The organism is Dolichospermum sp. FACHB-1091, from assembly GCF_014697585.1.
Taxonomy (GTDB): domain Bacteria; phylum Cyanobacteriota; class Cyanobacteriia; order Cyanobacteriales; family Nostocaceae; genus Dolichospermum.
Window position 1 is genome coordinate 15,085 of sequence record NZ_JACJSB010000027.1, and the last position, 14,238, is coordinate 29,322.

The window sequence follows — 14,238 nt, forward strand, 5'->3', positions numbered from 1 at the left end:
CCAACCCTCTCATAAAAAAAGAAAAGCAGATTTATTACGTCTAATGTGTCAGTTGTCCCTCCCCCTCCCCTTCTGACTCCTAAATTCTGCTAGGTCCAACAAGGTTATGAAAACCTCTCAAGCAACTCCCCGGAGGGTAAAGCATGGGTAAGAGGAAAGTCTGGAAAGAGGTGTTTTAAGTAAAATTGTTCACTTCCCAAACATTCTCTTGATAATGCTGATGATTATTACTGTTGGCTGAATATATAGGAATATCACTGTAATGATTTTTTCTCAAAATTGGAGCAAACCAGAAATGATTGCAATTGGAGTAGAGGCCAAATTCAGTCGCTTAGAATCTATTGTTGAACAAATTGGAGACGCTGTACTGTCTACAACTGAAACAATTGAACGTCTTGGTCAAAGAGTAGATTCCCTGAGTTTACAACTAGAAATTCAAGGAAAACAAGTACAGCAGCAAAGTTATCAGATTTTTTCCTTGTGTGACGCTGTTCAAAGTCTGGCAGACTCTCACAAAGAGTCAATACGACAAATCACTCAACTGTCACAAACTTTAGATGGACTCCTATCTTTACTGCAAAATTCAGATGAATAATTACCACAGTTGATGTTAAAAGTTAATGTTAAACTCTTAACTTTGTCACCGCAATTTTTCCAGAAAAACATATATCAACATCACTATTAGGAGTTCGCTCTCGGTTTCCGTATTCTCCTATGTAGTAAAAATCATTATCCTGTATGCGATAATTAACAGGTAAAGGTTTTGTACAAGGTTGACAAAATATCACCTCTGGAAATGGCGCCTCCGGTGACAAATGGGGTAAATTAACATTCCAAAAACATCCGGGTTCTAGAGGAAGTTGAATTAAATTCTCTAATAATTTGGAAGTCCATTTAGTGGCCGCATCCCAATTATAATCGAGATTGCCGCGACGATAGTGAGAAACAGCAATTCCTGGGATACCGTGTATTGCTGCTTCTCTAACAGCAGCGACAGTACCGGAAATATACGCATCAACTCCTAAGTTTCCACCAGCATTAATACCTGAGATTACGTAATTGACATCTTTCACAATATGTGATATGGCAACTCGGATACAATCAGCAGGAGTTCCCCCTATTGCATACTCCAAATCAGAACGACGTTCGACGTTAATTGGCTGATGGGTAGTAACTTGATGTCCACAGCCTGATTGATGTAATTGTGGTGCAGCAATAATCAGTTTAGTCCTGTCATATTTACCGCTTACGGCTTTCAGTAAAGCTGCAATACCCGGTGCATCAATACCGTCGTCATTGGTTAAAATTATAGTCATTAGTCATTGGTGGTTGGTCATCAACCTGGCTGGAATATGGTTTCAGGGTGAAACTACTGGAAATTACACTGATTTACCATAGTATGAATTTAGCATATATCAGATAGCTTTAACATTTTTGTTGTTTATATTTGTGATTTCATGAAATTACTTGAGTAGCTTAGTATATAAATGGTTAGGGTGTCAAGATAGATGGGACACTTCCCAAACTGGCCGCTAGTTAGTTCTTTTACCTTTGCTATTGGTATTACTGGTTATTTCATGCTACAAACACTCATAACTTGTCTGATTTGGCAGTATGTTGAAGTTATACTTATAGTGTAACATAGCTGATAGCGCGTTTTTTAGCACTTCATGTTCATTATTGCAATTATCAAACAATATAGGAATCCGGTTTGATTCTGTGAATTTTCGGTTGAGTTAGGGAACAGGGAACAGGGAACAGGGAACAAGAATTTCAGTATGTACCGAGTTCTGTTGAAAAATCAAATAGGAGTCCCATAGATCACTTTTCACCTACAGTCCACCAAGCTAAAGCATAAGGTTGAACAGCTTCATTAACCTGCTTCTGAAATTGTACCCGAATTTTATAATTACCATTAGTAGAAACTGGACAAAAGATATGTTCAACATTATCTACTTCACTTACAGAAGCACACACAACAACTTCTTTATTCTTCCCATTTTCCTTAACTAAATAAACATCAAGATTATTTAATCCCTGATCTTTAAATGTTTCCCCCACATCATATTGTTGATTATTATTTTTATCATTCAACTCTACCAAACGATCCCAACTTAAAGTAATAGCTACAAAACTATTGGCTTTTAAACCGGTTTTAAAAACATATTCTTGAGTAGTATTAGCATTAACTCTATCATAATCCCAACCAATTGATGGTATAGATACATTAGCTTTCCATTGACCACCATTTAATTGTTGATAAGCTCGAAAAGCATTTAAATGGCCTGCTCCCATTTGAGCATCTAAAGGAATTTTTACATCTTGATAAGCTTCCGTTACTAACCAATCTTGATTTTGTTTATCAACTAATGTTCTCGTCATTCCTAACCGTAAACCATCACCACTATCTTGAATTTTATCTGCTGCATTAAGTAATATAGCTTTCATTACTTGATGACGACGAGCATCAATACTCCAATTTAGTTGTTTATTTCGCAATTGTCTATCAGTAAACTCTTGCAATAATGCTACAGTAGCAGTAACCTGTGGTGCAGCAAAACTAGTACCTGTAGATTTATTAATTTTACCATCAGGATTAAGTAAAGGAATATTAGTACCAGGAGCAACTAAACTAATTGCTCTTCTATTAGCAATATTAAATTCTTTTCCAGTTAAACGATCTTTTATTTCTTGACTGTTATTAGTCAAATTAGAAACGTGAAGTTTATCAAAAATTCCGTTGCGTTCTGAGGAAAAAGCCACATTAATTGCGTTAAAATTGTCTGTAGGAATGGGAATCCCACCTTTACCTTGATTTCCTGCAATAGTATACACAACATCATGCACACGACTAGACCAGTCAATACATAATGTCAGTAAAGCATTTCCATCTAAAACAGCTTCTGGTCTAAGATCACGATTTAATGGCTCACCAAAACTAAAATTAATAGCTCGAACATCACCACTATTTTGTAAAGCGATGTGTTGCGTTGATAAACACTCCTCCGGTTGACCATTTTTCCTCATAGACCCCACAGCGGAAGAGTATAATCTAGCATTTGGTGCTACACCTGGGAAGGCTTTATCTTGACTGATCATGACAGCAGAAACATTATAGGCATGAGACTCAACATTAAAATTTGATTTAGCTACAAGATTGCGGAGAAAAACCGCTGTTGGAGATACAGCACGATTTTTAGATACGGCTTTGTCCCAGCCGAACATCCCTGGACGACCGATTTCTACTTGACCAATAGCAATTTTCCGCCCAGTTAAATTATAAGGAGCTTGATGTAATTTTAAAGCATCAATACCATTCTTCCCTAAAAAAGTTGCTCCTGTTATACCTGCAAAGGTTGGTAAAGTTAAGCAGGAAAAACTTAAACCCCAAAAGGTTATCCAATTTTTGTTCATGAACTACTAAGTCAGATGCAAGAGGTGACAGATAAGATGCAAAAAGCAATGTTTAAAATGCAAGAGATAAAAGATATTAGTTGTAAGGCAATGGATAAAATGGAAGAAGTAAAAGATAAGATGCAAAAAGCAATGTATAGGACAGCAGAAAGATATGATTGTTATCTTTTCTTTTTTCTCCTAACGCCTGGCCTCTAAATCCTAATTTTCACTAAAAAACTTTTTTACTCTGGCCTTAATTAATAATTTCTCCATATTTTGTTACAATACCTACAGACGAAGACGCTTAAAACCCACTAGCCATGACCCAAAATTCATCTCAAAAGCCCATAGTTATTGCTCCATCTATCCTATCAGCAGATTTTAGCCGTCTGGGTGACGATATTCGCGCCGTAGACAAAGCGGGAGCAGATTGGATTCACGTTGATGTAATGGACGGACGTTTTGTCCCTAATATTACAATAGGTCCTCTGATTGTGGAGGCGATTCGTCCGGTTACAACTAAACCCCTAGATGTCCACCTGATGATTGTCGAACCAGAAAAGTATGTAGAAGGTTTTGCTAAGGCTGGTGCTGATATTATATCCGTCCATGCTGAACATAACGCATCTCCTCACTTACACCGCACTTTAGGACAAATCAGAGAACTCGGTAAGAAAGCTGGAGTTGTACTTAATCCGGGTACACCTTTGGAATTAATTGAATATGTGCTGGAATTATGCGATTTAGTGCTAATTATGAGCGTTAACCCCGGTTTCGGTGGTCAAAGCTTTATTCCTAGCGTAGTTCCTAAAATTCGCCAATTGCGTCAAATGTGTGATGAACGCGGTTTAGATCCTTGGATTGAAGTTGACGGAGGACTGAAAGCTAATAATACTTGGCAAGTTTTGGAAGCTGGTGCTAATGCTATTGTAGCAGGTTCGGCTGTTTTCAATGCTCCTGATTATGCTGAGGCGATTACCAATATCCGTAACAGTAAGCGTCCGACTCCAGAATTAGCTGCTGTTTAAGATTCTGGTAATTAATTGAAACCTAGATCCTCGATTTCTTTGAGAAGTCGGGGATTTATTTTTGTTTTATAAAATGTTGACAAACTTAAAATAGGTTGCTATTCTATATTACTATGGCTAACTATAAATATTTTTATTTGCAAATCACTCACGTTTAGAGTATACTGTTCAAACGTGGGTGTAAAAGGCTTATTTTTCAACATCCATAAATTAAATGTCAGCAGAGCTTGGACGAGCTTATGCTGACACATTGTTTGCCAAAACTTAACTGATGGTCTATATCAGTCACTCAATTTCTTTTTTGTTTAAAACAGAGGAGTCTATTTCATGATGCCACAAAATACCGAATATTTGCAACCACTTCATTTTGCAATCAGCAACTTTGGAGTTTCCGAACATCTAGAAATCACAGTCGAGGTAAAGTTGGGATTCATTAACCAAGCACCTTCCAAGAAATATTTCAAGGCTACAGAGATAGCCAAGCGTCTTCGGAAAATGACTGAAGAAAACTGGACTTATCAGCGTGTCATTGAAACGCTGGCACAGATGGGATACATCACAAAACTTAAGCCTAACTGGCCATGGCAACCAACTGAAAAAGCAAAGCATTATGCAGACTTCAGTAGTCGAGTTCTTAAATGGAGTCCAGAAGTTATCAACTTAATATTGCAACAACAACCTCAGCAGTTGCGGTTAGCTGTCTAAAGCATATTTTTGAAGCTTGATTTCAATTCATATTCTCCCTTATGAGACTTACCATTTGCGTTAATCTCTGATGGGGATATATTGCCACGCGCTTAATTATCACCCCTAGTCCGTAGGGTGAATTAACCGCATTTATGCTAAAATACAGTAATCACACTCTGTAAGGAGTTTTCTGTATGGCTAACATTACTTACGATGAAATTTTTGGAGCAGTATTAACCTTACCTCCTCTATACAGAGCGATGCTTGCTGAACATCTTCTCAAAAGTCTGGATGAAAAGGAGCAAATTCAACTGGCCACACAGTTATTGCAATGGGTAGAAGTAAAGATTAATAAAGAACCTCAGTCTATGCCAAATAAAGGATTACGACAGCCAGGACTCGGTTTAGGTTCTTGTATATTCAATGATGACTTTGATTGTTTTATTCCTTTAAAAAATCCGTTAAGATAATATTGTTATGATCACTCTAGGTAAATGACTATGAGATGGGAAGAAGTTTGTGAGCATAAACAATTACAAGATTTACCCTTCAAAATTGAATTAAATAAATGGGGACAAATCGTAATGAGTCCGGTAAAGATTAAACACTCTTTTTATCAAGGAAGAATCCAACGTTTATTAGAATCTTTAATGAATACTGGAGAAGCGATGCCAGAATGTGCAATTAACACATCAGATGGAGTTAAAGTTGCTGATGTAGTTTGGTGTTCAGACCAAAGATTTGATCAAATTCAAGATGAAATATCAGCTTCTATAGCCCCAGAAATTTGTATAGAAGTTAAATCCACTGGTAATACCTTTGAGGAAATGGAATTTAAGAAAAAATTATATTTAGAATCTCAAGCCATTGAAGTATGGTTATGTAATGAACAAGGTCAAATAAAATTCTATAATGAACAAGGTGAACTATCACAATCTTTGTTAGTTCCTGACTTTCCTAAGCAAATTAAACGATAATTTCACTAGAAGTTATCGGCATAGTTACCAAAAAAACATAGTTAGAGATAACCCTTAAATATGACAACCAGCGCAACTATAAACAAGGTGGACTACCTCCGCATCAGTTTAATTGATCGTTGCAATTTTCGTTGTCAATACTGTATGCCAGAAGGCGCAGAACTGGACTATATTGTCAAACAGCAATTATTAACTGATGAGGAACTGCTTACCCTCATTCAAGAAGTATTTATCCCCGTTGGTTTTACCCGCTTTCGTTTAACTGGTGGTGAACCTTTACTCCGTCCTCATGTAGTTGATTTAGTTGAGAAAATTGCTCATCTTCCCCAAACGGAAGACTTAGCAATGACGACAAACGGGTTTTTACTCGCTCCCATAGCCCAAAATCTCTATGATGCAGGTTTAAAAAGAATTAATATTAGTTTAGATTCTCTAGATCCACATATATTTGCAGAAATTGTCGGTAATCATGGACGTGGACGCTGGCAACAAGTGTGGGAAGGTATCCAAACTGCTTATAGGGTGGGATTTAACCCGTTAAAATTAAATGTAGTGGTAATTCCCGGCGTTAATGACCATGAAATTTTAGATTTGGCTGCTTTAACTATTGATAAACAATGGCACGTTAGATTTATTGAATTTATGCCTATTGGTAACTCAGACCTATTTAGCGATCGCGGTTGGGTATCTTCAGCAGATTTACGTCAGTCCATTTATGAGCGTTGGGGCTTGACAGAATCCCAGATTTGTGGTAACGGACCTGCTGATATATTTCAAATTCCCGGCGCTAAAGGCACACTAGGATTTATTAGCCAAATGTCAGAATGTTTTTGCGATCGCTGTAACCGGATGCGTCTTAGCGCCGACGGTTGGCTACGTCCCTGCTTACTAAATGAAACCGGTCAAATTAACTTAAAATCATCTTTACGCGCTGGTATTAGTACCACAGACCTACAAACACAAGTGAGACAAATTTTAAATATCAAATCAGAAATAAACTTTAAACAACGCGACTCTGGTACTCTCGGCACTTATGCCCGTACTATGTCCCAGATTGGTGGTTAGTTCGCTTAGAGTCTCGAAGAGAGGACTAAAGTCCTCACTACGATTTAGGGTATTATGATGGTAAGTCCTGTTTTAGATTTTGGATTTTAGATGTAAAGAAAAACAATTCCAATCCAAAATCGTCAATCCAAAATCCAAAATTGTTCTAGGCTTGACGTGAGTAGTATTCCACCACGAGTAGTTCATTAACTTGTAGCGCTACCCATTCCCGTTCAATTATACTATTGACCTTACCAGCCAACTTAGTTTTATCAAACTCTAAATGACTAGGAAGATTAGCTAAACCGGGATATTGCAGGTTAGCTTCCACTAACTTCTTAGAAGCTTCTCTGTTTCTTACAGCAACTTCTTCACCGGCACGGCATTGATAGCTGGCAATATTTACTACTCTACCATTAACAGTTACGTGACCATGATTCACCAATTGACGGGCAGCGGGGATTGTCGGAGCCATACCCATACGGAAAACTGTATTATCCAAGCGCATTTCTAACAATTGCAGTAATACCTGTCCAGTAGAACCAGCTACTCGTCTAGCTTTACGGACATAGCGCAGCATTTGTTTTTCGGTCAAACCATAGTTCATGCGGAGTTTTTGCTTTTCCTCTAAACGGATAGCATACTCAGATCGCTTTTTACGGTTTTGGCCATGTTGTCCTGGGGGATAAGCGCGTCTAGCACTCTTTCGAGTTAAGCCTGGTAATTCGCCTAAACGGCGGACAATTCTGAGGCGGGGTCCTCTATATCGGGACATGAGTTTCCTTAATTTAATCCTTCTAAAATTTTATTCAGACCTACTATTATGACATAGTTCCCAATCATGATAGACATTTTATAGGTAAATTGTCTTCTGACTAGATTTTTGTTATTTAAACCTAATACGGCAATTTTTTCCGCAAATTCATAGGTATCAGTAAAACTAGCCACGCCCATCAACTCCCGCGAGTAAATAGATTGATAACTATAGGGCGGGACACAAGCCAGCCCCAACTAAGTAACATAAAAATTGTGTTTTCTATTCATCCTTATTACCAAAAACCATTTGTAAGATCATTGGTACTCCTCCCTCTTGGTGATATTTATCTCCCCAAGAACGAATGACTTCGTCTAATTCGCCTACTGCTTGCTCGATTTGATCAACCGGAATATCCAGTTCCTCCACAGCCCGCATCGTGTTTGGTTTACGATCTGCCCAATATTTCATCATGCGGAAATACCGAGCCGTATCCTCTACCATGGTGTATGTGCGCTCTTGATCATCAGCAGGAGCATAAAAAGGACGAGTCAGAGCATAAAAGGGCATCCCCCAGGGAGAATCAATGCGTGTTACCGTTCCTGAATACAGTAGACGACGCTTGATATGTTCTGCTAATGCTTCACTCAAGGGCATCTGGTGATTAGGGGGTAAGTCCTCCTGCGATCGCTTATGGAGAAAGTCAATTAACTCCATAAATTCAAATGAGGTGACTAACTTAGCATCAGGAAGATTCTTGGGCAGCTTTTGCTCAATTTGTTTTTTCTCTTCACTGGTTAGACTCGTACCCGGAACGCGGGATCTTCCAGGTTGCCAAGGATATTTTTCCATCCAGACATAAGGAAGTTGAATCAGATAGCGGGGTTCTTGGGAACCCAGCATTTTTAGCAGTTTGCCCTCAGTTAAAGCCTGTCTTACCTCTTCGACGATGATTTTAACTCGTTTCGGCTCAAGGTGGTGTAAATGCCCAGTCATTCGCAGGTTTTGTCCCTGTTCTAGATAGGTCATGTAAATTGCACACTTGGCTGCTGTGGCGGCTGCATCTAAAAATGCTCCATGCCTGTGGCCACTTGTACGCATGGCACTGAAGGCTAGATAAAGCATGATCTGATCCATCGCACTAGGTCCAAGACGTTTAATCAGATCTATGTCGTTGGTCATATTATACAGACGGGTGAATGGCTCGTTTATAAGTGTTATATTCCAATCAAATTACTGATTATACACCCATTTTGGTAAAAATGTCTAATTCCAAACCTAAAATTATTGGTTGACCCGAAAGTTCTTAGACCTATTTTGAGTCTAACATTCCTGAGGAAATCCACCAACCTCTAAGATTGGTAAAAATGAAACTAGCCTCTCTCACGATTAAGCCGTGCTTAATATCGTTTGAATGGTGTTAATTTTTACCCGCCTTACCTCCCCACCCTGTAGAGGGATGGGGTATTACGGCGTTTTCTGATAAAACCGGACAGATAAACGCTAAATGATTTGCATTGGCATTATGTATCTAAAGAAGTCCACAAAAAAGATGAACTGCTTGTAGCAGCGCCTCGCTATCCAATCTTGTAGGATGGGCATCCAGCAATCCTTGTATTATTAGCGGGCTTTTCGGCCTGCACCACAAGAAATTTTTGGGTATTTTTTTAATTGGAAGTCTCCTAATGGAAGATTATAACTTTCTATTCCTAAAATATCTATATATTCAGGATATTCAGGACTTATGCAAAATATCTCTCAAACCCTGATTTCTCTGTTACCTCTGTACCTGGAGTGGTATGTTTTCGACTACCAATAATTCACAACCAGTTAAAGCTAAAGTTTGGGCTATTAATTGACCTACAGCAAATTGTCATCAAACCGGGAACAAGAACCCCAGCCCCAACCCCCTCCAATATCAAAAGTTTATCCTTTTCTTCCCCCCTCAGCGGAGGGATTGAGGGGGTGCGAGGAGGGGGCTAAGATGTACCTTATATGATTGGAAATCGCTGTAGTTTACCATCTCCAACTACTAAGGCACTTCCAATTAAAAAAATACCCGAAAATTTCTTGTGGTGCGGGCATACTTCGACAAGCTCAGTACAAGTCTTGCCCGCTAATCATCAAGGACGGGCAGGATACCCGTCCCACAAAATTGGGTAATTTATTTTTTGGTGTTCCCTAATACTTTTTTACGTTGAAACAATCACCAAAAACTAACTAACGCGGTTGCAACTTCACCCCCTGACGTTCCAACATTTCCCGCGCTGTGGGACTGGGTGTATAATTATAACCATAGCCAGAATTCTGGGAATCATCCATTATTTGCGGTGTCAGTAAAATAATTACTTCTCTACGTTCGTTCACTTTGTTTGTTTTCCTAAACAGCGCACCCAGCAGGGGAATATCACCCAAAATAGGTAATTTAGAAACACTTGTTCGATCTTCATCCTGAATAATACCGGAAAGAATAAGCGTTTGAGTATCTCGGAGGCGAATTGTACCAGAAGTAAGGGAGCGATTAGAAACTAAAATGATTTTTCCATTACCTATATCTGCCGTACCAACAGGAGACTTAACGTTTGGAGCAACTTGTAGAGACACAAAGCCATTATCATCAATCCGTTCAATTTTGACACTAAGAGTCAACCCGACTAGCTCTTTTGAGGAATTTCTCACTTCTCTAGAACCTCCAGGAGTATCCGTTATAGTTGTTGTTATGTCTCCGACAACTTGCTGAGTTAGTTGTACATCGGCAGTTTGTCCTTCTTGGACAATTAAGGTAGGATCTGTGAGAATCTTAGCGTTGCCCTTGGTAACTTGAGCTTGTAAACTCGTAAGAAGCCGTCTAGGGAATTGGTATAAAGTTGGTATACCTCCCGTTTTGTTTCCTGCAACTGTGGGATCTCGATTAATACCAGCAGCAGAGTTCACAACAAGTCCAGTCTGAAGTGGATTATTTGTAACTGGTGTTTCAGTCACAGTATTGTTTACTTCATTAGAATTAGCTGGTCGAGAACCACCAAAATTTAAAGATGCTGCACCACCATCATTAACAAAGAAGTTGTTACCAACCCCAAAAGAAAAACTGGTATTGTAATCTTGACTACCTGTCAGGTTGACATCAATAATTTTGACATTCACCACCACTTGACGACGACGGATATCAAGCTGTGTTAATTGAGATACTGCCATCTCCACCAATTTAGGACTACCAATCAAGGTGAGAGTATTAGTTCTTTCGTCTCCTAATACTTGTAAACCTCTAAGCAAAGGAACTGAGTCTTTAAACACAATACGTTCAGCTTTAATTTCAGTCTCTGTTTTAGTTTCAGTATTTTCCTTTTTTTCAGTGTTTTCACCTGATGTACTAGACTCCCCTCCTTCTTCTGATAAATTTTTGATAGTTGTTCGAGTAGTCTGTACTTGAGGATTTAAAGCACTTTCAGCACCTAATCTGACTAGAAAACTAGCTACTACCTTAACATCTGCTTGATTTAGTCGGAGATTACGCATTACGACATCACGGGTGGAGTTAGGTAATTTAGGCCCAACAAAAATTGTCCGTCCACTGCGGTTAGCTTCCAAACCACTCAAACGCAGGACGTAATTAAAAACATCCTGCACAGCTTCGTTTTCTACATCTAAAGAGATTTTTTGATATATTTTAGTTTCGGTTTCATTTTTATTATCACCTGTAGAGGGAGCAGGTGTTTTTTGATCTTTATCGTCATCATCACCTATATAAGCCAAATTCAGCCCAGCAGCACGAGCTAATAAAGATAAAACTTCTCTTACAGGTGCATCACGCAACACCAAGCGCCGAACTCGTTCTTTTGTACCTAAATTAATCACCACAGGAGATGTATCAATATTAGACTGAGTAATATCTCCTACAGGTGGGGCCACAGCTTTAGGTAAAAAAACAGGACTTTGCTTATAAGCTTGACCAGGATTTGGGGTTTGGGTAATTTTCCCGTCAATTGTAACTTGGGGGTTAGGAACTAGAACCTCCGGCTGTTGACCTGGTTTATCTGTGGAATTGGTAGAATTTGATGTTGTTGAATTTGCGACAGTAGTAGTAAAGCCTAAAGTAATATTATTATCCCTGCGGTTGACAGGCTGAATATTTGGTGCATTATCCGTACCAATGACTATCACCTGCATATTATTAGTATCTAATTGCTTAATCTCAATCACAGCGATTCCTGGTGCGGGGTTTTCTTGACGGAAATTACCACCTTTAGGTAAACGCAATTGAGCATTAACTATATTCGCAACTAAGGATTTACCCTTTTTAGTGCTTAATACTTGGGGGCTATTTTTAGTACCAGTTCTTAAAATGACACTAATTCCCCCCTGAATGGGATTAAGTTGAACATCAGTAACTTGTGTTATTTGTGCTAAAACCGGCTGGGCTGCTAAGAGAATACAAGCTGCTGCACCAGGTACGAAAAAACGATAATCAGACTGTTTCATAATTTACTGCTCACTTAAAATAAAATTCAAGATATCAACTTTTGCGCTTTGGCGCGAAACATACTTTTCTCTGAAGTTGTTTTAAGAGTATATTGCGATTATAAATCGCTAATACACGAATAAAGTCGGACTGCGTGGACTCAGGAAAAATACAGCACTTCCCGATGTTATGAGGTACAAGAACCCCACCCCCAACCCCCTCCAATATCAAAAGTTTATCCTTTTCTTCCCCCCGCTGCGGGGGGATTGAGGGGGGTGCGAGGAGGGGGCTTAGGAAGTACCTCATAAGAGCGGAAACCCCTGTAATAAATTAGACTTTTCAAACATTCTCTCAAAGGTTATTTTTTTGGTGTATTAGCTGCTGCTGGTTGGGGTGCTAAGGCTGCTTCTTCTTCGGAAGTGAGTGGAATTAAAGCCTCTAATTCAAAAGATGTAATTAGTTTACCAGTATTAATTGGCACGGGGTTATTTTTATCTGTTGAAATCTCAGGTGGTGACAATTTTGATTCGTAGTTTTTGACTAACAATAAAGGTTGTAGTCGCTCAATATTCCGTATAATTGATTGGGTTTGTAGAAAATTACCCTCAATTTCTACTTTGATGATAGTGCGTTTCAGTTTATTGTTAATTTCTGCCCCAAAACTACTATCTGTAACTACTTCAGCATTTTCAGAAGTGGGGGCAAATTTCTTCATTTTGGCTTGAATAGAACTACCAAAAACCTTGGTATTGCTAGAATCTATTAAGCGACTGGTATCTAGTAGTAGGGTATCCAAACTTTTTTTATCCGCAAATAAAGCTAAGATTTGTTTTTGTTGTTCTTTTGCTGTTGCTAAATCTGCTTTTATTTTACCTATTTGTTTAGCTTGGGTTTGCTTTTGCTGAATTTCTATTTGTAGTTGATCACGTTTAGTTTCCTGTTCTTTATAACTTTCCACAGCGGGCATTACCATATTAACCAGCATATAAAATGCACCTAAAACACCTAAACCTGCAAATACACTACCAATTATTGGTGGTGTTAAGGTGATACCAAAGACAACAGGTGCAGAATTTTCAGCCTTCTTGCCTTCTTTTGCGAAATTTAACCCTCCACTAAGCGTCATTTGTTAACTACTCCTAGTTTTTGAATGTGACGAAGTCTATCCACTAATCCGATTGTTCCTTTTTTTTCTAATTCTGGAATTAAATCAGATGCAGGTACGTTACTCAACCCTGTTTTAATAGTATATTTAACTATTTGAATAGGTTTAATTTTTACTTCAGATCTTGTAGCGACGGGAGGAAGGAAACCTGCTACCGTTGGTGCATCTACTAACTCAGTTGTGATAATTTTAATTTCCTGGGGATTCAAAAATTTAGATTGTCCCAGACTCAGGAGAAAATCGTTAACAGCAGCATAGGAAACAGCAAAACCAGAAATTTCTAATAGTCCCGCTGGACTATTAGGACTTGTGTTAGCGGTAATTTGCTTAATAGTTTCAATTTGTACATTGGGGGGAATGCGATCGCTAAATTCATGTAATATTGCTGACCAAGAATGTATTTTATAGAACACTGATGCAAAAGCTTTTGTTTGATTATTAATATTGGTTGTTTCTGCTTTAATTTGGCGAATTTTGGCTATTGTCCCATCTAAACTCTTGCTTTGATCCTCCAGTTTTCCTATATCTTTTCTTACTTTAGGGATTTTTTCTTGCAAGAATAAAAAACCAACAAACACCAAAACCGGGAATGCTAAACCTACTGCAAGCCCTACATAAATTGGAGTAAAATTCCCTATTTGAGACGATAGTTTATTAAACTTCGCTTTAGTTTTTAGCCGATATTCTGGACGGTGTTTAAGAAAGTTAATATCTAGACTATACATTTT

The 14,238-nt window shown here is 38.5% G+C and carries 15 protein-coding genes; 7 read left to right on the top strand and 8 right to left on the bottom strand.

Annotated elements, in window-relative coordinates:
• Positions 1 to 295 precede the first annotated feature (295 nt).
• Positions 296 to 595: a hypothetical protein gene (locus H6G25_RS16230; RefSeq protein WP_190393384.1), complete on the top strand. Its 300-nt coding sequence runs from the start codon at positions 296 to 298 to the stop codon at positions 593 to 595.
• A 28-nt stretch (positions 596 to 623) separates the two neighbouring features.
• Here H6G25_RS16230 and surE read toward each other — a convergent pair whose 3' ends face one another.
• The gene (gene surE, locus H6G25_RS16235) at positions 624 to 1,316 is read right to left on the bottom strand and encodes a 5'/3'-nucleotidase SurE (RefSeq protein WP_190393385.1); all 693 of its coding nucleotides are present in this window, start codon (positions 1,314 to 1,316) and stop codon (positions 624 to 626) included.
• Between the two features lie 505 nt (positions 1,317 to 1,821).
• Positions 1,822 to 3,414 carry a S8 family serine peptidase gene (locus tag H6G25_RS16240; protein ID WP_190393386.1) on the bottom strand — a complete coding sequence of 531 codons (1,593 nt, stop codon included), beginning with the start codon at positions 3,412 to 3,414 and terminating at the stop codon, positions 1,822 to 1,824.
• 36 nt (positions 3,415 to 3,450) lie between these two features.
• Between H6G25_RS16240 and H6G25_RS16245 the strand changes: the two genes are divergently transcribed.
• The 6 genes from H6G25_RS16245 to moaA all read left to right on the top strand — a co-directional run bounded on the left by H6G25_RS16245 (position 3,451) and on the right by moaA (position 7,153).
• Positions 3,451 to 3,612 carry a hypothetical protein gene (locus H6G25_RS16245; protein WP_190393387.1) on the top strand — a complete coding sequence of 54 codons (162 nt, stop codon included), beginning with the start codon at positions 3,451 to 3,453 and terminating at the stop codon, positions 3,610 to 3,612.
• A 104-nt stretch (positions 3,613 to 3,716) separates the two neighbouring features.
• Positions 3,717 to 4,424, top strand: coding sequence for a ribulose-phosphate 3-epimerase (gene rpe, locus H6G25_RS16250; RefSeq protein WP_028091345.1), 708 nt, complete (start codon positions 3,717 to 3,719; stop codon positions 4,422 to 4,424).
• Between the two features lie 327 nt (positions 4,425 to 4,751).
• On the top strand, positions 4,752 to 5,129 hold the full coding sequence (locus tag H6G25_RS16255) for a hypothetical protein (protein ID WP_190393388.1): 378 nt from the start codon (positions 4,752 to 4,754) through the stop codon (positions 5,127 to 5,129).
• Positions 5,130 to 5,305: 176 nt separating this feature from the next.
• Entirely contained in the window at positions 5,306 to 5,581 is a 276-nt protein-coding gene (locus tag H6G25_RS16260) for a hypothetical protein (protein ID WP_190393389.1), read from the top strand.
• A gap of 30 nt (positions 5,582 to 5,611) precedes the next feature.
• Positions 5,612 to 6,088, top strand: coding sequence for a Uma2 family endonuclease (locus tag H6G25_RS16265; RefSeq protein ID WP_190393390.1), 477 nt, complete (start codon positions 5,612 to 5,614; stop codon positions 6,086 to 6,088).
• 78 nt (positions 6,089 to 6,166) lie between these two features.
• Positions 6,167 to 7,153 (top strand): GTP 3',8-cyclase MoaA, encoded by a 987-nt coding sequence (gene moaA, locus H6G25_RS16270; protein ID WP_190393420.1) that lies wholly within the window; start codon positions 6,167 to 6,169, stop codon positions 7,151 to 7,153.
• Positions 7,154 to 7,298: 145 nt separating this feature from the next.
• On the opposite strand, the gene rpsD is transcribed toward moaA, so the two are convergent.
• The 6 genes from rpsD to H6G25_RS16300 form a co-directional block, all read right to left on the bottom strand.
• Positions 7,299 to 7,907, bottom strand: a complete 609-nt coding sequence (gene rpsD, locus H6G25_RS16275; protein WP_028082312.1) for a 30S ribosomal protein S4 — start codon at positions 7,905 to 7,907, stop codon at positions 7,299 to 7,301.
• 8 nt (positions 7,908 to 7,915) lie between these two features.
• Positions 7,916 to 8,080, bottom strand: a complete 165-nt coding sequence (locus tag H6G25_RS16280) for a hypothetical protein (protein WP_190393391.1) — start codon at positions 8,078 to 8,080, stop codon at positions 7,916 to 7,918.
• An 88-nt stretch (positions 8,081 to 8,168) separates the two neighbouring features.
• The gene (hetR, locus tag H6G25_RS16285) at positions 8,169 to 9,068 is read right to left on the bottom strand and encodes a heterocyst differentiation master regulator HetR (protein ID WP_190393392.1); all 900 of its coding nucleotides are present in this window, start codon (positions 9,066 to 9,068) and stop codon (positions 8,169 to 8,171) included.
• Positions 9,069 to 10,106: 1,038 nt separating this feature from the next.
• A complete protein-coding gene (locus tag H6G25_RS16290; protein WP_190393393.1) occupies positions 10,107 to 12,365 on the bottom strand; it encodes a type IV pilus secretin family protein in 2,259 nt (752 codons plus the stop codon).
• Between the two features lie 338 nt (positions 12,366 to 12,703).
• A complete protein-coding gene (locus tag H6G25_RS16295) occupies positions 12,704 to 13,471 on the bottom strand; it encodes a pilus assembly protein PilO (protein ID WP_190393394.1) in 768 nt (255 codons plus the stop codon).
• Complete coding sequence (locus H6G25_RS16300; RefSeq protein ID WP_190393395.1) at positions 13,468 to 14,235, bottom strand: PilN domain-containing protein; 768 nt, start codon at positions 14,233 to 14,235, stop codon at positions 13,468 to 13,470. Before H6G25_RS16300 ends, H6G25_RS16295 begins: the two co-directional genes overlap by 4 nt.
• Positions 14,236 to 14,238: the final 3 nt, after the last annotated feature.